Below are 19,525 nucleotides of genomic sequence, written 5' to 3'. Positions count from 1 at the left end.
GTGTCACGGCTCGATAGCGATTTCCTGACGCTGACGGCCGGTCGTCTTGTCGAAGATCAGGATGCGATTGTCATTCGTCACTACCGCATACCAGTTATTGCCAATCGTAACGGCCTGGGCTTTTGCACCGTCTGGCAACTCGACCTGATCGGGCAGGGTAGGGGTTCTGTCCGATAGCCGGATGACAATCAACGCGAATGTCACTAGAACCCCGCCAATCATCACCGCGGTCAGCAGCATGACCATCCGGCGCAGCAGGCGAAGCTGTGGCGTTTCCCGCGGTTCTTGGGGTTCGGAAGGGACAGTCATGGGCACCCGCCAGATTGAATTTCAGATCGCGGCCGATCCGCCGCCACGCCTTGATAAGGCGCTTTCACGCGATGTGCCAGCCGAGGAAAACCTGTCACGGACACGGCTGGCCCGATTAATCGAAGCAGGGGCTGTCTTGATCGATGGCGCCAAGGCCCGCGACCCCAAAGCTAAGGTGGCCGAAGGGGCATTCGTGGCGATTACGGTTGCCGAAGCGGAAGACAGCCATATCGGCCCGGAAGATATCCCTTTGGAGGTCGTTTACGAAGACGCCGACCTGATCGTCATCAACAAACCGGCGGGCATGGTTGTGCATCCTGCGCCGGGGTCGCCCAGCGGTACGCTGGTAAACGCGCTGCTGCATCACTGTGGTGATGATCTGTCTGGTGTGGGCGGAGTGAAACGCCCCGGGATCGTGCACCGAATCGACAAGGAAACCAGCGGCTTGCTGGTCGTTGCTAAATCTGATGCGGCGCATCACGGGTTGGCCGCTCAGTTCGAGGCGCACAGTGTCGAGCGTTATTATCGCGCGGTTTGCTACGGGGTGCCGGACGCGAACGATCCGCGCCTGCGCGGGATCAAAGGCGTGAGCTTTGAGCCCGGCAACATCATGCGGCTAACGACGCAATTGGCCCGGCACAAGACGGACCGGCAAAAACAGGCGGTCCTGTTTCACGGAGGTCGCCACGCGGTCACTCGCGCCCGGGTGGTTGAGACATTTGGCTCTCCGGCCGGTTTGGCTCTGATCGAGTGTTGGCTGGAAACCGGTCGCACGCATCAGATTCGCGTTCACATGGCCCATGCGGGCCACGGCCTAATTGGCGACCCGGTCTATGGCGGTAAGCGGAAGCTAGCTGCAAAGGCGTTTAGCGCCACAACTTCCGAGGCCGTGCGCGCGTTCCCTCGGCAGGCGCTTCACGCCGCAGTATTAGGTTTCGAGCATCCGGTGACGGGCGAAAACTTGCGGTTTGAGGCAGATTTGCCGGGAGACATGGAAAATCTTGTTGAACAGCTTCGCACGCCACTGACATAATACGCAAAGTTACGTGAATAACGCTTTCTTAGGTTTCCTTTATCTAACGTTAATTCCAAACTGTTAACGGTGCCTCTTGAACGAATTGGGATGGACTCCCATATCCTATGTTAACGACTTAAACATTTGTCGGAGGGACATGAAACATGGCAAATTACGCAAATCTCCCCGCGCCGACGCCGGAAGGCGGACTGAACCGCTATATGCAGGAAATTCGCAAATTTCCCCTGCTTGAGCCGGAAGAAGAATACATGCTCGCCAAGCGCTGGGTGGAAGAGCAAGACACTGAAGCCGCACATAAAATGGTCACTTCGCACCTGCGATTGGCGGCCAAGATCGCCATGGGCTATCGCGGCTATGGCCTGCCGCAGGCCGAAGTGATTTCCGAGGCCAATGTAGGCCTGATGCAGGCGGTCAAACGGTTTGACCCTGAAAAGGGATTCCGTCTGGCGACCTATGCGATGTGGTGGATCCGCGCTTCGATCCAGGAATACATTCTGCGGTCGTGGTCGCTGGTGAAACTGGGCACCACCTCGGCCCAGAAAAAGCTGTTTTTCAACCTGCGCAAGGCCAAAGCACGGATCGGAGCGCTGGAAGAGGGCGACCTGCGCCCAGAGAACGTCAAGCAGATTGCGAATGATCTTGGCGTGACCGAGGATGAAGTCATCAGCATGAACCGCCGTATGTCCGGTGGGGATGCCTCGCTGAACGCGACTGTCGGGTCCGAAGGCGAAGGCACCATGCAGTGGCAGGATTGGCTTGAGGATGAAGATGCCGATCAGGCCGGCGACTATGAAGCGCGCGACGAACTGGATGCACGGCGCGAGTTGTTGGCGGCTGCTCTGGATGTGCTCAATGACCGGGAAAAGGATATCCTTACCCAACGCCGCCTGATGGATCAGGCGGTTACATTGGAAGAACTGAGCACACAGTACAATGTCAGCCGTGAACGTATTCGTCAGATCGAAGTGCGCGCCTTTGAGAAGTTGCAAAAGAAAATGCGGGAACTGGCGCGTGAAAAGGGCATGCTGGGCACCGTGTAAGCATTTTCGACAAAAGGACAAAAGCCCGCCGGTCTTGGCGGGCTTTTTCCGTACCAGGTGAATAAGAAATCGCTTTCCGATCAACGACCACGCCAGTCAACTTAATGCCGTCAATTGCGATACAGGGCGGCAGTATGCCGAAAGTCACGGCGCCCGTTTCCAGCGTCGGTGACCAAAGACCAACCACCACTTGATGAACTCCTGCAGTTTTCTGAGCCCTCGCAAGTCTTGACCGCGGAATGCGGAGAAAAGCCTGACTTATCGCCGACTGCTTGATAGAGAGGTCGCGACACCGAGCCGTTAGCGGTAACCACCGAAATCGGCACTCGTTCACGCATCTCGGAGGAGATAATGCAAAAACCAGTTCAATGGGGTGTATTGGGCGCCGCAAAATTCGCGCGTCACTTTATGGCACCTGCGATTCACGGAGCAAACGGAGCGCGGCTGGCGGGGCTGGCCACATCAAGCGCAGCCAAGGCCGAACCTTTTCAGGCCTTCTGTCCGGACCTGACCGTTTATGACAGCTACGATGCGCTGCTGGCTGATCCTCAGATTGAAGCCGTCTATATCCCTATGCCCAACCATGTGCATGTCGAGTGGAGCCATAAGGCGCTGGATGCGGGAAAGCATGTTCTGTGTGAAAAGCCGATGACCATGAAGGCGCCCGAATTCGACGCGCTGATCGAAAAGCGGGATCAAACCGGATTGCTGGCCGCAGAGGCTTATATGATCGTTCATCACCCTCAATGGCAACTGGCGCGAAAACTCATCGCGGATGGTGCCATTGGCAGGCTGGTGCACGTGACTGGTGCGTTCAGTTTTGACAATCGCGCGGATACGACAAATATCCGCAACCGCGCGGAAACCGGCGGTGGAGGGCTGCGGGACATTGGCGTTTACGTCATAGGCGGCGCGCGTTTTGCGACCGGGCAGGAGCCCGTCTCGGTGCAATCCGCTATCCGGTGGGAGGACGGTATCGACACGTTCACCGAAATTCGCGCTCAGTTCCCGGATTTCACCTATTCCACCTATGTCTCGATCCGCATGCATCCGCATCAGGAAATGGTGTTTCATGGTGAAGGTGGTGTGATCCGACTGACCATGCCGTTCAACGCGCGTGTCATGGGTGAAGCGCGGGTAGAACTGCATCGGCCCAAGCACGAAGTTCAGGTCACTCGTTTCCCGGGCGATGACCATTACAAACTTCAGGTGGAAGCCTTCTGTCGTTCGGTGCGTGAAGGGGCGGAGTATCCTTGTCCGCTGGAGTTCTCGCGCGGTACGCAACAGATGATTGACCGCGTCTTTGAGAAGGCCGTTCCGCTCTGACTTGCCACATCGCGCCCGGCTCGTCTAATCTGGCGGGCACCTGATCAGGAGGAGTCCCATGGCAGGCGGCTGGGCGCGCGATGGCGCGGTGAGTGAACAGATCGAAGCATCCATTTCGGATGAACTTGCCCGGATGCAGGCGCAAAAGCGCCCCGTGGGTGAAAGCCTCACCCATTGCGCGGAATGCGAAGAGCCGATCCCGGAAAAAAGACGGGCTGCCATCCCCGGCGTGAAGCTGTGCTTTGAATGCCAACAAGAACGTGACAGCGCTTTCAAGGCCCGTGCTGGAATAAATCGGCGCGGGTCCAAAGACAGCCAACTGAAATAAGCGGGGCAGGAGGATGCCCGAGGCCCAGGCGAAACAGCCGCTTTTGCAAAACGGGCTGGTTCTTGGGTTTCTGGCTGCGTTCCTGTGGGGCACACATAGCGTTATCGTCCGCTATCTGACAAGCGATCTGAGCGGGTTGCAGATTGCGGTGACGCGGCTGTTTATCGCGGCCATTGCAATCTATTGCATGCTGCAGGTGATGCGGGTTGCCGTTTCAATCCGGCTGGGGGACTGGAACTTTCGGCTGGCCGTTCTGTCCACTGTGGTCAATTATATTCTGTTCCATATCGGGCTTGAACATACAGGCGCCGCCAACGCGATGGTGCTTGAGAACACTGCGCCGTTCTTTGTTTTGGTGTTCCTGTATTTCTTTGCCGATACACCCGTCACCCGCACCGACGTGTTGGCGACGGCGCTGGCGATTCTGGGTGTATTCCTGACCGTTTACCGGGATTTTCAGGGGGGCGGGGAACCCCTGTTTGGGGACCTGCTTGAGATCGGCGCCGGTCTCAGCTGGGCGGTGTTTCTGATCTCCAGCAGCCGGGCGATGCGCAATTCGGAAACGACGGGGGAGCGGCTGAATTTCCTGTTTGGTATCTTCCTGTGCTCGGGCGTTCTGTTGGTGCCCTTGGCAGCGTTTTCACTGCAAATTCCAACAATTAACGACGTGGCGTTCCTGATCTTGCTGGGGGTGCTACCGACCGCCTTGGCCTATTATTTATGGTATGAAGCCGCCGCGCGGGTATCTACTTTGACAGCCACGTTGATGTTCGCCGCCTCCGTGGTGTTCACGTTCATCAATTCAGCGCTGTTCTTGGGGGCCGCAATCACTCCGGTCGCGGCCCTTGGCGCTTTGTTGATTGTGGTCGCCGTGTTCCTGACGACCAAAAGCCAGAAGTGACCGCCTGGGTCAGTCCTCCATCGCTTCCAACTCGTCGATAAAGCCTGAGATCATCGACAGGCCTTTATCCCAGAACTTTGGGTCGCTCGCGTCCAGCCCAAAGGGGGCCAGCAGTTCCTTATGGTGCTTCGAGCCTCCGGCGCGCAGCATCTCGAAATACTTGTCCTCGAACCCGTCCGAGCCGCCTTCGTAGACAGAGTAAAGCGCGTTTACCAGACCATCGCCGAACGCATAGGCGTAGACGTAGAATGGCGAGTGGACGAAGTGTGGGATATAGGCCCAGAAGGTCTCATACCCTTCCATGAATTCGAATGCCGGGCCAAGGCTTTCGGCCTGAACGCTCATCCACAGGGCGTTGATGTCGTCCGGGGTCAGCTCGCCTTCACGACGGGCGTCGTGAAGTTTGCATTCAAAGTCGTAGAAAGCGATCTGGCGGACCACCGTGTTGATCATGTCTTCGACCTTACCGGCCAGCAACACCTTTCGCTGTTCGGGCGTCTCGGCTTGATCCAGCATTTTGCGGAAGGTCAGCATTTCGCCAAACACCGATGCGGTTTCGGCCAGCGTCAGCGGGGTCGAAGACAGCATTTCACCCTGATCGGCCGCCAGAACCTGATGCACTCCGTGGCCAAGCTCGTGCGCAAGGGTCATCACGTCGCGTGGTTTGCCCAGATAGTTGAGCATCACGTAGGGGTGCACTTCGGTTACGGTTGGGTGTGCGAAAGCACCCGGTGCCTTACCGGGCTTCACAGCCGCGTCGATCCAGCCTTTTGAGAAGAATGGGGCCGCGATTTCACCCATGCGCGGATCGAAGGCGTTGTAAGCCTCCATCACTGTATTCTCGGCCTCTTCCCAGCCGACAATACGGCTGTCTTCCATTGGCAGAGGTGCGTTGCGGTCCCAGACCTGCATCACGTCCAGACCCAGCCATTTGCGCTTTAGCTCGTAATAGCGGTGGCTGAGCTTGGGGTAGGCGGCGACAACAGCTTCGCGCAGTGCCTCAACAACCTCGGGTTCCACGTCGTTCGACAGGTGGCGGCCGGTCTGCGCGGTCGGCATCTTGCGCCAGCGGTCGACGATTTCCTTTTCCTTGGCCTGTGTGTTGTGCACGCGAGCAAAGGTTTTGATGTTGTCCTGAAATACCGACGCCAGTTCGCGCGAAGCGGCCTCGCGTTTGGCACGGTCCTGTTCCGTCAGCAGGTTCAGAGTGCCTTCTATGTTCAATTCTTCACCGTCGACGGTAAAGGTCAGCCCGGCGATAGTTTCGTCGAACAGGCGCTCCCACGCGTCGCCGACGACGCCCAGGTCGTGCAGGAACTTCTCAAGCTCATCGGACAGTTGGTATGGCTTCATCGCACGGATGCGGCGGAAGACAGGCTCATACCGGGCCAGATCAGAATTCGCCTCGAAATGCGCTTTCAGCAGGTTGTCGTCGATCCGGTTGATCTCGAGCGTGAAGAACACCAGAGGTGTGGTGAAGATCGTGATCTTTTCCTGCATGTCCGACAGGAACTTGGCGCGTTCGGCATCGGTGGTCAGCTGGTAATAGCGCAGACCGGCAAAGGACATGACGCGGCCTGCGACAGTATTGATCTTTTCGTTGCGCTGCACGCAGGTGAGCAGACCCCCGGCGTCCAGATCAGCCAGCTTGCCCTCGTAATCGGCGGCGAATGAGGCGCACTCGCCTTCCAGCCACTTTAGATCGCGGTCCAGCTCTGGTGCGTCTTCCGAACTGTACAGATCGCTCAGATCCCATTCCGGCAAGTTGCCAAGATTGTCGGTTCCTCCGACAGCGTTTGCGTCACGGACGGGAAAGGGAAGGTCGCGCATGGATCACCTCGAAAATCTGCATTGGCAAACATCTAGGCGCGCAGGCGCGGGATCACAAGCGGGTGTTAGGTCGACAAAGCTGGTTCCGGGGTTGGGTGCGATTGCGTAGCTTTGAAGTGCGCGGCCAGTTGGTCGAAGACCGGCCCGCGCACGTCGGGCGCTTCCATCATAACTTCGTGTTCACCATTCGGGATTTCGACCAGAGTGCCGCTCGGCCAGTTGTCCACTCGGGCGCGGATGGCCTTGCGGTCCACGATCTGTTCATGGCTGCCCAGAAATGTCAGGCATGGCGTCGCGGGCGCGGTCTGCTCGGTCAGCCATGCGCATTCGTCCAATGCCTCGCGCAGCCAGATTGTCGAAGGCGCGCCAAGCGCCAGTTCAGGATACGCGATCAACTGGTCCTGCATCATCCTGTACATCTCAGGATCCCGGGTCAGCACATTGCCCTCGAACGGTTGCGACAGCACATAGCTTTCAAGAGAAGTGGTCGGAGGAGTTCTTTCCCCTAAACCGATTCTCGGGCCCCAATAAGCTGTCAGACGGCTGAGCGGTTTCATCAGGGGCGTGAAGAAAATCCCCCACATTGGCCCGGTGAAAGCACTGGCCGCAAAGCAATCCCGCTCCAGAACCGCCCGCAGGCCGATCGCGCCACCCATGGAGTGCCCGATCACGTACCAGGGCTGCGGCAGATCCAGCACGGTTGCCAGGTCCAGCGTTGCCTGTACGTCTTTCTGATAGTCCGTAAACTGGTCCACATGACCTACACGCGGGTCGTCAAGCAAACGATCCGCCAAACCCTGACCGCGCCAGTCGACAGATAAAAAGGCAAAACCCCTACCGACAAACTCGGTCGCGGCGTCACCGTATTTTTCGATGTATTCCGTGCGGCCGGGGAACATCATCACCGTACCGCACGCGTCACCTTCGGGTCGCCAATGGGCCACGCGAATGCGAACATTATCCGAGGTGTTCAGCCAATGGGCCTGACCACCGGCAGGGGCGCCGGCCACGTCTTCGAACAAGGGGGCCGGCGACAGTTCCATCAGGCCAGTGCCGACGCCAGTTGCATGGCGACACCCATATCGCCGTCCACGGTCAGCTTGCCGGACATGAACGCACCGGTCGGGTTCAGTTCACCGCTGAGGATTTGCTCGAACGTGTCGGCATCTGCGCTCATGGTGACATCTGCTTCGTCGTCGCTGACGCGCGCGCCGTCCGCATCCAGAACGATCGAGCCCAGATCGGCGATGGCAAATTTGGCCGATGCGCTAAAATCGCCGCCCGACAGTTTTTCGTTCAGCGCCGCTGCGGCTTTTTCCAGAGTATCGCTCATGGTTCTCCTCACTTTGAATTGAGCGCCAGGAATGGACTTCCCCTGACGCCACGCTACACTGAACGTTGTTATGGGCATTGCAAGCAACAATCTCAAAGGTATCGTCGCGGCAACGGTGTTGCTAGTCACGTTTTCCACCAGTTGTCTTGCGCAACAGGCGGATTCGCGGGACGAGTCACAACTATTGGAGCAACTGGCGCAATCAACCCCGGATCAAGCGATTGGCATTGATCGTCAGCTCAAGGCGCTATGGTCCCTGTCAGGTTCGGCTTCGGCAGATTTGCTTTTGGAACGTGGTCGCGACGCGCTGGATGACGGCGACGCCATGGCCGCCATTGAACATCTGACGGCTCTTACAGATCACGCGCCTGGTTTTGCGGAAGGGTGGCATCTGCGGGCCTCGGCGTTTTTCGGCATGGAACGCTTTGGCATGGCCGCCGCCGATTTGGAACATGCTTTGACGCTGAACCCCAACAATTATGAGGCCATCTACGGCCTTGGCCTGATTTTTGAGATCGTCGGTCAGCCTGACAAAGCATTTGAGGCATACCAGCGCGCGCTGGCTATACATCCTCATCATGAAGAAGTAACCAATGCCGTGAATCGACTGAAGCCTCAGGTCGAGGGTTCGGCCCTCTAAGAACCGGGGCAGGGGGCAAAGGTGAGCGGGTCATCCCGAATCGTGGCCGTTCTGGGCCCGACCAACACAGGTAAAACCCATTACGCGATCGAGCGGATGCTGGGGTATCGGACCGGTGTGATCGGTCTGCCGCTGCGTCTGCTGGCGCGCGAGGTTTATGACAAGATCGTTGCCATCCGGGGACCGTCCGTTGTGGCGCTGGTCACGGGCGAAGAACGGATCGTTCCGCCGCGTGCTCAGTACTGGGTCTGCACGGTCGAAGCGATGCCCGAGGGCATGGGTGCCGATATTGTCGCCATTGACGAAATCCAACTGTGCGCTGATCCCGAACGCGGCCATGTTTTTACCGACCGTTTGCTGCGTTCTCGTGGCACCAATGAAACGCTGTTCCTGGGCTCCGATACCATGCGCGGTTCCATCTCGGCCCTTGTCCCCGAAGCGCAGTTTGTGCGCCGCGAGAGAATGTCGCAGCTGGTCTATTCCGGCTCGAAAAAGATCAGCCGGATGCCCGCGCGCAGCGCCATCGTCGGGTTCTCGGTCGATAACGTCTATGCCATTGCCGAGTTGCTGCGCCGTCAAAAGGGTGGGGCGGCGGTGGTCATGGGCGCGCTTAGCCCGCGAACCCGGAACGCACAAGTCGACCTCTATCAGAACGGAGAGGTCGACTATCTGGTGGCCACGGATGCCATCGGGATGGGGTTGAACCTTGATGTGAACCACGTCGCATTCTCTTCCCTGACCAAATTCGACGGCCGGAGGATGCGTCCGCTTGCACCAAACGAGTTGGCCCAGATCGCCGGTCGGGCAGGGCGTGGCATGTCGGACGGCACCTTCGGCGTGACCGGAGAAGCGCCACCATTGGACGAAGGTGTCGCGCAGGCGATCATGGACAGCCGGTTCACGCCGATGAAGAAACTGAATTGGCGGAATGCCGCTTTGCGGTTCGGTTCGGTTGAAGCCCTGATCGACTCGCTGGAGGTCAGCCCTGACAGCGAACACCTGATCAAGGCGCGTCCGGCTGACGACCTGAATGTGCTTAAATCGCTCTCGCAAGTGACCGAGGTTGCCGCCCGGGCCAGCGACGGCCCTTCCATCCGTTTGCTGTGGGATGTGTGCCGAATCCCCGATTTTCGTGGTATCAGCCATGCCGAACACGCCAGTCTGCTTGAAGTGATTTATGGCCACCTCCACGAACGCAGCTCGATTCCGGACGACTTCATGGCGCGGCAAATCCGCCGCATTGATCGAACGGATGGGGATATAGATGCACTGTCTAAAAGATTGGCATATATTCGCACTTGGACATATGTTGCGCAGCGAAATGGCTGGGTGCGTGACGAATCACATTGGCGCGCCGAAACCCGCGCTGTAGAAGACAGATTGTCGGACGCGTTGCATGACCGTTTGACTCAGAGATTTGTGGACCGGCGCACATCCGTTTTGTTGCGCCGGCTCAAACAGAAGGAGGCCCTTTTGGCCGAAGTAAATGACAAGGGTGAAGTGACCGTCGAAGGCGAATTCGTCGGTCGTCTGGAAGGGTTCCGGTTTATCCCGGACAAGAGCGCACAAGGAACCGAGGCGAAAGCTTTGAAGTCGGCTTCCCTGCAGGCACTCGCACCGCAATTCCATCTGCGTGCAGACCGCTTCTACAATGCACCCGATACCGAAATTGATTTTACCGATCAGGGTGGCCTGATGTGGGGAGAATATGCCGTTGGCAAACTGGTTGCAGGGGCAGAGCCTCTCAAGCCGATGGTCGAGGTGTTTGTGGATGAGGCCGCAGGCCCGGATGTTGAGCAGAAGGTTCAGCGTCGCCTGCAGCACTTTATCGACCGCAAGGTTGCCGCGCTGTTCGAACCGCTGCTGAACCTGTCGCGGGACGAGGAACTGTCCGGTCTGGCCAAGGGCTTTGCCTTTCGAATGGTCGAGGCGCTGGGCGTGCTGCCGCGCGCCGGTGTCGCGCAGGAAGTCAAGGATCTGGATCAGGACGCCCGTGGCGCGCTGCGTAAGCACGGCATCCGTTTCGGTCAGTTCACCATCTTCATGCCATTGCTGCTCAAACCCGCTCCAACGCGGCTGCGTTTGGTGCTGTGGGCTCTGGCCGGTGGTCTTCAGGAATTCCCCGAGGCTCCGCCTCCGGGCCTGGTCACCGTGCCCATCGCCAAGGATGCGCCCGAAGGCTACGACACCATGTGCGGCTACCGCGATGCAGGCGAACGGTCGATCCGCATCGACATGCTTGAGCGTCTGGCGGATATGCTGCGCGCCGAAGACAGTCGCGGCGGTTTTGAGGCCAAGCCCGACATGTTGTCGATCACCGGCATGACGCTGGATCAGTTCGCCGACCTGATGCAGGGCCTGGGTTACAAGGCCGAGCGGGGCGAGCGCGAAAAGGTCAAACCGGCGCCTGTCGAGACCTCTGTCACCGAAGCGGCGGAGCAACCTGTCGCCGAAGAGACTGCGGCACCCGAAGTAGAACCCGCAGAGGTCGCCACACCCGCCGAGGCGCCGACCGAGGCCACAGACAGCATCGAGGCGGCAACCGAGGCTCCTGCGTCAGACGAGCCAGAGGTCGAGGTGTTCTATACCTTCACCTGGGGTCGTCAGCGTCAGGCCAACCGCGGTCCGCGCCGTGAGCAGCGACAGGGGCAGGGCAAAGGAAAACCACGCGGCAAGCCCCAGGACGGGCGCGGTAAGCCGCAGGGTAAGAAGGGTGGCAAGCCTCAGGGCTCCAAGAGCTTCTCGTCGCGGCCTCCGAAAAAGGAAAAGGCGATCGATCCGGATAACCCGTTTGCAGCAGCGCTGATGGGTTTGAAAGACGGTAACTAAACGCCGATGGCCGAGGCCAAACTGCGGATCGACAAATGGTTGTGGCAGGCGCGGTTCTTCAAGACCCGCAGCCTGGCCGCCAAACAGGTCAGCGGCGGCCATGTCCGGCTGAACGGAAACCGGGTCCTGAAACCGGCGCAAGCCGTCGGGCCCGGGGACATTCTGACTTTCCCTCAGGGGCGCATTGTACGGGTTGTCCGCATCGAAAAGCTTGGCGAACGGCGTGGACCTGCGCCCGAGGCGCAAACATTATACTCGGACCTGATTGAAAAGCAGGATACGCTGCCACGAAACCCGGGATTTGAGGGAAAAGGTCGCCCGACCAAGAAAGATCGGCGCGCGCTTGATCTTTCTCGCACCCCCAAGGGCTGATCCTCCCTTGAAGACAGGGCAATACTGGATTAGCTAGTCGCCCAAAGCGTAAACGGGAATTCCACCATGACCTATGTCGTCACCGAAAACTGCATCGCCTGCAAATACACCGACTGCGTCGAGGTGTGTCCGGTCGATTGTTTCTATGAAGGTGAGAACACGCTGGTCATTCATCCCGATGAATGCATCGACTGTGGCGTGTGCGAGCCGGAATGCCCCGCTGACGCCATCCGCCCTGACACAGAGCCGGGCATGGATCAGTGGGTCGAGTTCAACCGGAAATACTCTGAGCAGTGGCCGGTGATTGTGACCAAGAAGGATCCGCTGCCCGAGGCAGAAGAGCGCGATGGCGAAGAAGGCAAGATGGAGAAGTATTTCTCTGAGGCGCCCGGCGAAGGCGGTTAAGCGATTCGGTCTCTGAACCAGGCGGTTCAGGTGCAAAAACACATGGCATCGCCCTGAAAAACATGGAGTTTTCCAGTTCGTCAGGGGCGTTGCCTTTCGTGCACCGCATTTTTGTGGTATACTCTGTAGCTGAATGTTGAATGAGATGGGGATGTGCTCCGTAAGTATGATTGCTTTGGAGTTCTGATTTAGTGACAAACCAACCGCCTGACGGGGTCAAATGGCTCCGCCGTGGTTGTTTTGCTGTCCGCGTTTTGTTCTGTAACCAAGGATGAACCTGTATGTCTAAGTCGAAAAAGCTTGAGTTCCGCCCGAATGACTATGTTGTCTATCCCGCGCATGGTGTGGGTCAGATCATCTCGATCGAAGAGCAGGAAGTCGCGGGATATTCTCTTGAGCTGTTCGTTATCTCTTTTGAAAAAGACAAGATGACCCTGCGGGTACCGACGAACAAAGTTACCGAATCCGGTCTGCGGTCGCTCAGCTCACCTGATGTCATCAGCCAGGCGATGAAAACCCTGAAGGGTAAGGCCAAGGTAAAGCGCGCCATGTGGTCGCGCCGGGCGCAGGAATACGAACAGAAGATCAACTCTGGCGATCTGATCTCGATTGCCGAAGTGGTTCGCGATCTGCACCGCACCGATGACCAGCGCGAGCAGAGCTATTCCGAGCGTCAGCTGTACGAAGCCGCGCTTGAGCGTCTGACCCGCGAAGTGGCCGCTGTTTCCGGCGCTGGTGAGGTCTCGGCTGCCAAGCAAGTTGATGAGGTTCTGACCTCGCGCGCTGCCGCAGCCTGATCGTCGGCACACTCAATTTTAAGGCCGCTCCTGCACGGGGCGGCTTTTTTCGTGTCTGGCCGCTTGGTGAAACTCGCATTTGCCGTTAATTTTTCAACAGGCAGAGGCGGATACATGGCCAACATAAAGCAAACAGTTAAGTTTCTGTATATCGCACATGAGCCGATCTCGGTCTGGTTTCGGTACGGCTTGATCTTGTTCGATGCTGTTTCGATTGTATTTTTCGTCTCCACCGCGAACATGCCGCAAAGTCCGGGAATAATTATCGCCAGCCTGTGCATTGGGCTTCTGATCCTGTTGGATTTTCTGGCACGGCTATGGATTGCGAAAGACCGCTGGAAGCTGTTGCGCAAGATTTACACGCTGGCGGACATCGTCGTAATTGCCTCGTTGTTGCTGGAGCCTTTTTTGCCCGGAAATCTGGCGTTCGTGCGTATTTTGCGGGCTCTGCGCCTGATTCACTCCTATCATTTACTAAGAGACCTGCGCCGGGACAGCCATTTTTTCCGTACGCATGAAGATGCCGTGATCGCCGCGATCAACCTCATGGTTTTTGTGTTCGCAACGTCCACTGCCGTTCTGGTCTTCTTCGTTCCAGGCGACAGTGAGAACGCCTATATTGATGCGCTTTATTTCACCATGGCGACGCTGACCACGACCGGATTCGGCGATATCACTCTGGCGACCCCGGGCGGCAAGTTGTTTTCAGTGTTTATCATGGTGGTAGGCGTGGCTTTGTTTGTACGTTTGGCGCAGGCGATATTCATGCCACAAAAAGTGCGTCACAAATGCCCCAGCTGCGGATTGTACCGCCATGACCCGGACGCAGTCCATTGCAAGCACTGCGGCGAGACCCTGAGAATCGAGACTGGTGGTACGGCTTAAAGCGCTGCCACTGCTGCCGTCAGAAAAGCGAGCTCGGACACTTGTTGGGTAGCGCCCAGAATGTCACCGGTCTGGCCGTTGATCTTGGCTTTGGCCAGGCCGGCCAGTGCGGCCACGATCAGCGCGGCGATCGAAACGGGGACGACTACCCCCGCGTGCAACAAAAGCGCTGAACAAGCGATAGCCAGCCCCAATCCCATAAAGGTGGTTCTGGCAGTTGGCCCTCCAACCGAATGGCTCAGGCCACTGTTTCGGGCATTTGGAAGGGCGGACATCACAACGGGCATGAACGCGCGCGAAACGATGCAGGCGGCGAGTATGGCCCAGAAGTTTCCGGCGGAAAGCAAGGCCGCGACAAGTGCGACACGCAGCAATTGCGTGAAGATCAGGGCGAGAACGCCATAGGCCCCGATATGGCTGTCCTTCATGATCTCCAGCCGGCGTTCGGGGGTAAAACCGCCCCAAAAACCATCGACGGTGTCAGCCAGCCCGTCCTCATGCATGGCACCGGTTGTTGTGATCAAAGCCGCGACCAACAAAACGGCGCTTGCTGTGGCGGGAAGGCCAAGGGCCATCGCTGCCCAACCAACAGCGCAAGCCAACAAGCCAACAACAACCCCGACCACGGGAAACGCCCAGACTGCACCGGCTTGCCGTGCGAACACGTTTTTCGGCAACCGCGGCAACGGCAGGCGCGTCAGCAGAACAAGCGCCAGCGGAATATCCCACATGGAAAAGAGGTTGGTGTCGTTTTTGTGCACTCCCGCGCCTTTCGGGGTCTTGTTGGATCGGACGCTTCGGTTAAACACACAGGACCACTCTGATGCAACGAGGCTTTAGATGCTGCCCGAACTTAATGACCTGAAAACCTTCCGCGATGCCCTGAACCAGGCACCGGGTCCAGACGATGCCGCGCTACTCGGGGCGGCCGACCGCAATGGGCAGTTGACCAAACCACCCGGAGCCCTTGGACGGCTTGAGGATCTGGCGATCTGGTACGCTGGCTGGCGGGGGGATGCCCGCCCGCAGATCACTGCTCCGCAGGTAATCGTTTTCGCCGGAAACCACGGCGTGACGGCGCAGGGCGTATCGGCGTTTCCACCAGAAGTGACCGTCCAGATGGTCATGAATTTTGAACATGGCGGCGCGGCGATCAACCAGTTGGCTAAGGCCGCTGGCGCGACGATGAATGTGCACGCTCTGGATCTGGATCGACCCACGGCGGATTTCACCAGCGGTCCGGCGATGTCCGAGGATGAACTGCTTGAGGCTCTGCGCGTCGGTTGGACTGCAGTGGACCCTACGGCGGACCTTTTGGTGGTCGGAGAGATGGGTATCGGCAACACCACTCCGGCTGCGGCAATCGCCTGCGTATTGTTCGGCGGCGAGGCGTCGGACTGGACGGGGCGCGGAACCGGTGTCGACGACGCCGGGCTGGCCAACAAGACCCGTGTCGTGGCCGAAGGCGTGGCCCTGCATGCAGGGTCAGGCGATGGGGTTGAGGTGTTGCGCCGTCTTGGCGGGCGAGAGATTGCGGCCATGGCCGGAGCCATCGCCGCCGCCCGTGTCCTGCGCATACCGGTTATTCTGGACGGCTTTATTTGCTCGGCCGCAGCGGCCTGTCTGGCGGATGTCTCTGCAGAGGCGCTTGATCATGCCATAGCAGGACATCAAAGCGCCGAAGGCGCGCATGCCGCAGTGCTGGCCAAACTCGGAAAGGAACCTCTGCTGAACCTCGGGCTGCGATTGGGCGAAGGCTCGGGCGGAGCTTTGGCCATAAATATCCTCAAAAGCGCTGTTGCCTGCCATTCTGGCATGGCGACTTTTGCCGAGGCAGGCGTTTCAGACGGCTGACCCAATTTGCCTGATCCGCGTGTGCGGGTCAGGCCGACTTTTTGGCGTGCTTTTCGGCTAATTCCAGAAGCTCGGTTTCCAGCTCTTTTTCAAGCTGCCGCGCGCGGTCGATATATCTCTTGTTATCCGCAGTAGGCATTCCGGGAATCCACAGTTCGGCCAGCTCCCGAACCGAGGACCGATCGTGGTGATAAAAGGTCTGTTCGGCCTGGGCGGCCTCGTATTCGCTGAGGCCTATATTCTCGAGGACATACCGTCCGGCACGAAGTGAGCCGTCAAACATCTCGCGCACGATGTCGTCCGCACCGGCCTGATACAGCTGGTATACATGGGTCCGGTCATGGGCGCGGGCCACGATGTGCAGATCAGGGCGTTGCCGCCGCGCAAAGCTTACCAACCGTGTCACCTGCTTAGGGTCATCCATTGCAGCGACGAGAACGGCGGCTTTTTCAAGCCCGGCTGCGCGCAGCAACTCCGGACGGGTTGGGTCACCCAGAAACCCTTTGACGCCAAACCGGCGCATCAATTGAACGGTTTCGATGTCATGATCCAGAACGACGGTTTTGAACCCGCTGGCACGTACCAGCCGGTTCACGATCTGCCCAAAGCGCCCGATACCCGCGATGATCACAGGTCCTTTCTCATCAATTTCGTCCGGTTCGGGCAGCGGTGCGCCTTCGCCGATATGCCGGGACAGCAGGTCGTAGATGATGAACAGTAAGGGCGTGATCAGCATGGTCAGCGCGATAATCATCAGCAGTTTCTGAGACAGATCAGGTGGAATGACGTTTTGCTGAGTTGAAAAGGCCAGCAGGACAAAACCGAACTCACCTGCCTGCGCCAGACCCAAGGTGAACAGCCAATGATCGCGTCCGCGCAGTTTAAAGGCGCGCCCGACCAGGTACAGGATGATCCCCTTGGTCAGAATAACAAGAAGGGCCAGCCCGAACAGTTCCAGAGGATCATTGAAGAAATAGGCGACATCAATTCCGGCACCGACCGTGATGAAGAAAAGGCCCAGGAACAAACCTTTGAACGGTTCAAGGTCGCTCTCCATTTCATGCCGGAATTCTGAACTGGCCAGAACAACTCCGGCGAGAAACGCGCCCAGGGCAGGGGACAAGCCAACGAGTGTCATCAGGAACGAAATTCCGACAACGATCATCAGCGCCAGCGCCGTGTACATCTCGCGCAGGCGGGTGGCGTGGATGAAGCGGAACAGGGGGCGCGTCAGGTAGACGCCGGCAAGGATGACAAACGCAATTGCGCCGATGGTGACAAGCGTGACCGCCCAGCCCGGCAGACCTTCGACCAAGGACAGGCTGTGATGGCCTGCGTCGTGCAGGTCTGTCGCGCCGCGGTCAATCGATCCGTCGCTTTCGATATGCGGCATTGCGGGCAACGCCAGCAGTGGCAGCAGCGCCAGGATCGGAATAACCGCGATATCCTGCGTAAGAAGCACCGAAAACGTAGAGCGACCTCCATTGGTCTGCATCAACCCTTTTTCCGAAAGCGTTTGCAGCACAATCGCAGTAGAAGACAGCGACAGGGTCAAACCGACAGCCAGAGCAACCGACCAGGGATGGTTCGCATACATGGCAACGCAGGCAATGGCGATGGTCGACAGGCCGACCTGAAGACCCCCCAGACCCAAAAGCCTGTCCCGCATGTCCCACAACGCGCGCGGTTCAAGCTCGAGCCCGATCAGGAACAGCATCATGACCACACCGAATTCGGCAACATGCTGCAGACTTTCGGTTTCGGCCCCAACAAGGCCGAAGACGGGGCCGATGATTATGCCGGCGGCCAGATAACCCAAAACAGACCCCAACCCCAGACGTGCCGACAACGGCACGGCGATCACGGCAGCTGCCAGATAGATCGAAGCCTGGTAGAGGAAATCGTCCATGTTTGTCCTTTCGGTCGGGCTACGTGGGTAAAGGCGCGTCGCGCTTAAGCTGGTCCATAACGATCTGGCTTTGAACCCGTGCCACGGCAGGATGCGGCAGTATCACCTGGTGAAGCAAGCGGTTGAGCGCGGATAGATCGTCGCAATAGACATGCAGCAGGTAATCCGCCTCTCCGGTCATTGTCCATGCGCTGGTGATCTCTGGGCGGGTATCCACCATCTGGGCAAAACTCCTGGATTGCTCGGGGCCGTGGGTGCCCAGATGAACCTGGATGAACCCTTGAACTTGCAACCCGAGTTTCAGCGGGTCCAGCCGGGCGGCATAGCCTGTGATATAACCTTCTGCCTCAAGCCTCTGCCGTCGTCGTCCGGCCTGACTGGGCGAAAGGTTGAGCATTTCCCCCAACTGGTGCGCGGTCAGGTGGGCATCCTTCTGCAATGCGGATAACAGGCGCGTGTCGGTGGAATCCAGCATATGCGGAAATTCTCCAAATTTTATCAATTAGGTGCGGGATTTACGCGCCCTTACTTAGTTTACACAAAAACAATGCGCAGAAACAGCGCTTGATAAAGCGTATTTTGGAATCAGCAAAGAAATTCCTGTTTTTGAGGAGACGCGCCATGGGTCCTTTCCCCCACAACGCCCCGAAATCTGTCATCAGCAAAGAAAATCCCGCCGGAACCGACGGGTTTGAGTTCGTCGAATTTGCGCATCCAGAACCGCAGGAGTTGCGTGATCTGTTTGCCAGGATGGGCTTTGAACTGGTCGGTCATCACAAAGACAAGCCTGCTGTCGAGCTTTGGCAGCAGGGTGACGTGACCTACATTCTTAATTCGGACCCCAAGAGCTTTGCCGCCCGGTTCGTCGAAGAGCACGGCCCCTGTGCCCCGGCAATGGGCTGGCGTGTCGTTGACGCCCAGAAGGCCTATGAGCATGCTGTCGCCAAAGGGGCTGAACCCTATGACGCGGCGGACAAGACGATGGACGTCCCGGCCATCAAGGGCATCGGCGGGTCGCTGATCTATTTCATCGACCAGTATCATGACACCTCGCCTTATAATGAGGAATTCAACTGGACCAAGCAGTCCAAACCGCGCGGGGACGGGTTCTATTACCTCGATCACCTGACGCACAATGTCTACAAGGGCAACATGGACAAGTGGTTCAAGTTCTACGAAGACCTGTTCAACTTCCGTGAAATCCGGTTTTTCGACATTCAGGGCAAATTCACAGGGCTTTTCAGCCGTGCCCTGACATCGCCTTGCGGACGTATCCGCATCCCGATCAACGAAGACCGCGGTGAAACCGGGCAGATCGTGTCGTACCTCAACAAGTACAAAGGTGAGGGGATTCAGCATATCGCGGTGGGCAGCGATGATATCTATGACTCGACCGATGCGATTGCCGCGAAGGGTCTGAAGTTCATGCCGGGTCCAAACAAGGCCTATTACGATATGTCCACGGATCGGGTTGCCGACCACGAAGAGCCGCTGGACCGGATGATGAAGCACGGCATCCTGATCGACGGCGAAGGCGTTCTGGACGGTGGCGAGACCAGAATTCTGCTGCAAATTTTCTCGAAAACCGTGATCGGCCCAATCTTTTTCGAGTTCATCCAGCGCAAAGGCGATGATGGGTTCGGTGAGGGTAATTTTCAGGCTCTGTTCGAATCGATTGAACGCGAACAGATCGAAAGCGGAGAAATTTCAGCCGCTTAATAGCGTGACCTA

20 protein-coding genes are annotated in these 19,525 nt (G+C 58.0%); 13 read left to right on the top strand and 7 right to left on the bottom strand.

Annotated elements, in window-relative coordinates; all coding sequences use genetic code 11:
- Nucleotides 1–3: 3 nt before the first annotated feature.
- Complete coding sequence (locus GOX66_RS18685) at nt 4–309, bottom strand: DUF6476 family protein (RefSeq protein ID WP_170764455.1); 306 nt, start codon at nt 307–309, stop codon at nt 4–6.
- Here GOX66_RS18685 and GOX66_RS18680 point away from each other — a divergent pair.
- From GOX66_RS18680 to GOX66_RS18660, 5 genes are all read left to right on the top strand, one after another.
- Nucleotides 308–1,342, top strand: coding sequence for an RluA family pseudouridine synthase (locus GOX66_RS18680; RefSeq protein ID WP_170764452.1), 1,035 nt, complete (start codon nt 308–310; stop codon nt 1,340–1,342). The genes GOX66_RS18685 and GOX66_RS18680 overlap by 2 nt on opposite strands.
- Nucleotides 1,343–1,488: 146 nt before the next feature.
- A complete protein-coding gene (gene rpoH / locus GOX66_RS18675; RefSeq protein ID WP_170764451.1) occupies nt 1,489–2,385 on the top strand; it encodes an RNA polymerase sigma factor RpoH in 897 nt (298 codons plus the stop codon).
- A gap of 351 nt (nt 2,386–2,736) precedes the next feature.
- The gene (locus GOX66_RS18670) at nt 2,737–3,711 is read left to right on the top strand and encodes a Gfo/Idh/MocA family protein (protein ID WP_170764449.1); all 975 of its coding nucleotides are present in this window, start codon (nt 2,737–2,739) and stop codon (nt 3,709–3,711) included.
- A 58-nt stretch (nt 3,712–3,769) separates the two neighbouring features.
- Nucleotides 3,770–4,039: a DksA/TraR family C4-type zinc finger protein gene (locus GOX66_RS18665; RefSeq protein WP_170764447.1), complete on the top strand. Its 270-nt coding sequence runs from the start codon at nt 3,770–3,772 to the stop codon at nt 4,037–4,039.
- Nucleotides 4,040–4,052: 13 nt separating this feature from the next.
- Complete coding sequence (locus GOX66_RS18660; RefSeq protein ID WP_170764445.1) at nt 4,053–4,940, top strand: DMT family transporter; 888 nt, start codon at nt 4,053–4,055, stop codon at nt 4,938–4,940.
- A gap of 9 nt (nt 4,941–4,949) precedes the next feature.
- On the opposite strand, the gene GOX66_RS18655 is transcribed toward GOX66_RS18660, so the two are convergent.
- The 3 genes from GOX66_RS18655 to GOX66_RS18645 all read right to left on the bottom strand — a co-directional run bounded on the left by GOX66_RS18655 (nt 4,950) and on the right by GOX66_RS18645 (nt 8,103).
- Complete coding sequence (locus tag GOX66_RS18655; RefSeq protein ID WP_170764443.1) at nt 4,950–6,770, bottom strand: M3 family oligoendopeptidase; 1,821 nt, start codon at nt 6,768–6,770, stop codon at nt 4,950–4,952.
- 65 nt (nt 6,771–6,835) lie between these two features.
- Nucleotides 6,836–7,813 carry an alpha/beta fold hydrolase gene (locus GOX66_RS18650; RefSeq protein ID WP_170764441.1) on the bottom strand — a complete coding sequence of 326 codons (978 nt, stop codon included), beginning with the start codon at nt 7,811–7,813 and terminating at the stop codon, nt 6,836–6,838.
- Nucleotides 7,813–8,103, bottom strand: a complete 291-nt coding sequence (locus tag GOX66_RS18645) for an SCP2 sterol-binding domain-containing protein (RefSeq protein ID WP_170764439.1) — start codon at nt 8,101–8,103, stop codon at nt 7,813–7,815. The genes GOX66_RS18650 and GOX66_RS18645 overlap by 1 nt, the downstream gene beginning before the upstream one ends.
- Nucleotides 8,104–8,173: 70 nt before the next feature.
- Between GOX66_RS18645 and GOX66_RS18640 the strand changes: the two genes are divergently transcribed.
- The 6 genes from GOX66_RS18640 (at nt 8,174) to GOX66_RS18615 (ending at nt 14,031) form a co-directional block, all read left to right on the top strand.
- Complete coding sequence (locus GOX66_RS18640) at nt 8,174–8,743, top strand: tetratricopeptide repeat protein (RefSeq protein WP_170764437.1); 570 nt, start codon at nt 8,174–8,176, stop codon at nt 8,741–8,743.
- Between the two features lie 21 nt (nt 8,744–8,764).
- Nucleotides 8,765–11,572 carry a helicase-related protein gene (locus tag GOX66_RS18635; protein WP_170764435.1) on the top strand — a complete coding sequence of 936 codons (2,808 nt, stop codon included), beginning with the start codon at nt 8,765–8,767 and terminating at the stop codon, nt 11,570–11,572.
- 6 nt (nt 11,573–11,578) lie between these two features.
- Entirely contained in the window at nt 11,579–11,944 is a 366-nt protein-coding gene (locus GOX66_RS18630; RefSeq protein WP_170764433.1) for an RNA-binding S4 domain-containing protein, read from the top strand.
- A 66-nt stretch (nt 11,945–12,010) separates the two neighbouring features.
- Nucleotides 12,011–12,349, top strand: coding sequence for a ferredoxin FdxA (fdxA, locus tag GOX66_RS18625; RefSeq protein WP_170324594.1), 339 nt, complete (start codon nt 12,011–12,013; stop codon nt 12,347–12,349).
- Nucleotides 12,350–12,630: 281 nt separating this feature from the next.
- Entirely contained in the window at nt 12,631–13,146 is a 516-nt protein-coding gene (locus tag GOX66_RS18620; protein WP_170348382.1) for a CarD family transcriptional regulator, read from the top strand.
- A gap of 114 nt (nt 13,147–13,260) precedes the next feature.
- Nucleotides 13,261–14,031, top strand: coding sequence for a potassium channel family protein (locus tag GOX66_RS18615; protein ID WP_170764430.1), 771 nt, complete (start codon nt 13,261–13,263; stop codon nt 14,029–14,031).
- Here the strand turns inward: GOX66_RS18615 and cobS are convergent.
- The gene (gene cobS, locus GOX66_RS18610; protein ID WP_336509502.1) at nt 14,028–14,792 is read right to left on the bottom strand and encodes an adenosylcobinamide-GDP ribazoletransferase; all 765 of its coding nucleotides are present in this window, start codon (nt 14,790–14,792) and stop codon (nt 14,028–14,030) included. The two genes, GOX66_RS18615 and cobS, sit on opposite strands and share 4 nt — an antisense overlap.
- Before the next feature lie 79 nt (nt 14,793–14,871).
- Here cobS and cobT point away from each other — a divergent pair, with 79 nt between their 5' ends.
- Complete coding sequence (gene cobT, locus GOX66_RS18605; RefSeq protein WP_170764429.1) at nt 14,872–15,885, top strand: nicotinate-nucleotide--dimethylbenzimidazole phosphoribosyltransferase; 1,014 nt, start codon at nt 14,872–14,874, stop codon at nt 15,883–15,885.
- A gap of 28 nt (nt 15,886–15,913) precedes the next feature.
- On the opposite strand, the gene GOX66_RS18600 is transcribed toward cobT, so the two are convergent.
- Together GOX66_RS18600 and GOX66_RS18595 are read right to left on the bottom strand one after the other, a co-directional pair.
- Nucleotides 15,914–17,794 (bottom strand): monovalent cation:proton antiporter-2 (CPA2) family protein, encoded by a 1,881-nt coding sequence (locus GOX66_RS18600; RefSeq protein ID WP_170764427.1) that lies wholly within the window; start codon nt 17,792–17,794, stop codon nt 15,914–15,916.
- Nucleotides 17,795–17,813: 19 nt separating this feature from the next.
- Entirely contained in the window at nt 17,814–18,269 is a 456-nt protein-coding gene (locus GOX66_RS18595) for an Lrp/AsnC family transcriptional regulator (protein WP_170764424.1), read from the bottom strand.
- Nucleotides 18,270–18,415: 146 nt separating this feature from the next.
- Between GOX66_RS18595 and hppD the strand changes: the two genes are divergently transcribed.
- Entirely contained in the window at nt 18,416–19,513 is a 1,098-nt protein-coding gene (gene hppD, locus GOX66_RS18590; protein ID WP_170764422.1) for a 4-hydroxyphenylpyruvate dioxygenase, read from the top strand.
- Nucleotides 19,514–19,525: the final 12 nt, after the last annotated feature.

The organism is Ruegeria lacuscaerulensis (genome assembly GCF_013031245.1).
GTDB classification, from domain to species: Bacteria; Pseudomonadota; Alphaproteobacteria; order Rhodobacterales; family Rhodobacteraceae; genus Ruegeria; species Ruegeria lacuscaerulensis_C.
Note: the sequence above shows the minus strand (reverse complement) of the source record. Positions and strands in the feature narration are given on the sequence as shown.

Excerpts from the sequence above, each read along its gene's own strand:
- GOX66_RS18680 (WP_170764452.1), top strand. The coding sequence starts at position 308 with ATGGGCACCCGCCAGATTGAATTTCAGATCGCGGCCGATCCGCCGCCA.
- GOX66_RS18685 (WP_170764455.1), bottom strand. The coding sequence starts at position 309 with ATGACTGTCCCTTCCGAACCCCAAGAACCGCGGGAAACGCCACAGCTT.
- rpoH (WP_170764451.1), top strand. The coding sequence starts at position 1,489 with ATGGCAAATTACGCAAATCTCCCCGCGCCGACGCCGGAAGGCGGACTG.
- GOX66_RS18670 (WP_170764449.1), top strand. The coding sequence starts at position 2,737 with ATGCAAAAACCAGTTCAATGGGGTGTATTGGGCGCCGCAAAATTCGCG.
- GOX66_RS18665 (WP_170764447.1), top strand. The coding sequence starts at position 3,770 with ATGGCAGGCGGCTGGGCGCGCGATGGCGCGGTGAGTGAACAGATCGAA.
- GOX66_RS18660 (WP_170764445.1), top strand. The coding sequence starts at position 4,053 with ATGCCCGAGGCCCAGGCGAAACAGCCGCTTTTGCAAAACGGGCTGGTT.
- GOX66_RS18655 (WP_170764443.1), bottom strand. The coding sequence starts at position 6,770 with ATGCGCGACCTTCCCTTTCCCGTCCGTGACGCAAACGCTGTCGGAGGA.
- GOX66_RS18650 (WP_170764441.1), bottom strand. The coding sequence starts at position 7,813 with ATGGAACTGTCGCCGGCCCCCTTGTTCGAAGACGTGGCCGGCGCCCCT.
- GOX66_RS18645 (WP_170764439.1), bottom strand. The coding sequence starts at position 8,103 with ATGAGCGATACTCTGGAAAAAGCCGCAGCGGCGCTGAACGAAAAACTG.
- GOX66_RS18640 (WP_170764437.1), top strand. The coding sequence starts at position 8,174 with ATGGGCATTGCAAGCAACAATCTCAAAGGTATCGTCGCGGCAACGGTG.
- GOX66_RS18630 (WP_170764433.1), top strand. The coding sequence starts at position 11,579 with ATGGCCGAGGCCAAACTGCGGATCGACAAATGGTTGTGGCAGGCGCGG.
- fdxA (WP_170324594.1), top strand. The coding sequence starts at position 12,011 with ATGACCTATGTCGTCACCGAAAACTGCATCGCCTGCAAATACACCGAC.
- GOX66_RS18620 (WP_170348382.1), top strand. The coding sequence starts at position 12,631 with ATGTCTAAGTCGAAAAAGCTTGAGTTCCGCCCGAATGACTATGTTGTC.
- GOX66_RS18615 (WP_170764430.1), top strand. The coding sequence starts at position 13,261 with ATGGCCAACATAAAGCAAACAGTTAAGTTTCTGTATATCGCACATGAG.
- cobT (WP_170764429.1), top strand. The coding sequence starts at position 14,872 with ATGCTGCCCGAACTTAATGACCTGAAAACCTTCCGCGATGCCCTGAAC.
- GOX66_RS18600 (WP_170764427.1), bottom strand. The coding sequence starts at position 17,794 with ATGGACGATTTCCTCTACCAGGCTTCGATCTATCTGGCAGCTGCCGTG.
- GOX66_RS18595 (WP_170764424.1), bottom strand. The coding sequence starts at position 18,269 with ATGCTGGATTCCACCGACACGCGCCTGTTATCCGCATTGCAGAAGGAT.
- hppD (WP_170764422.1), top strand. The coding sequence starts at position 18,416 with ATGGGTCCTTTCCCCCACAACGCCCCGAAATCTGTCATCAGCAAAGAA.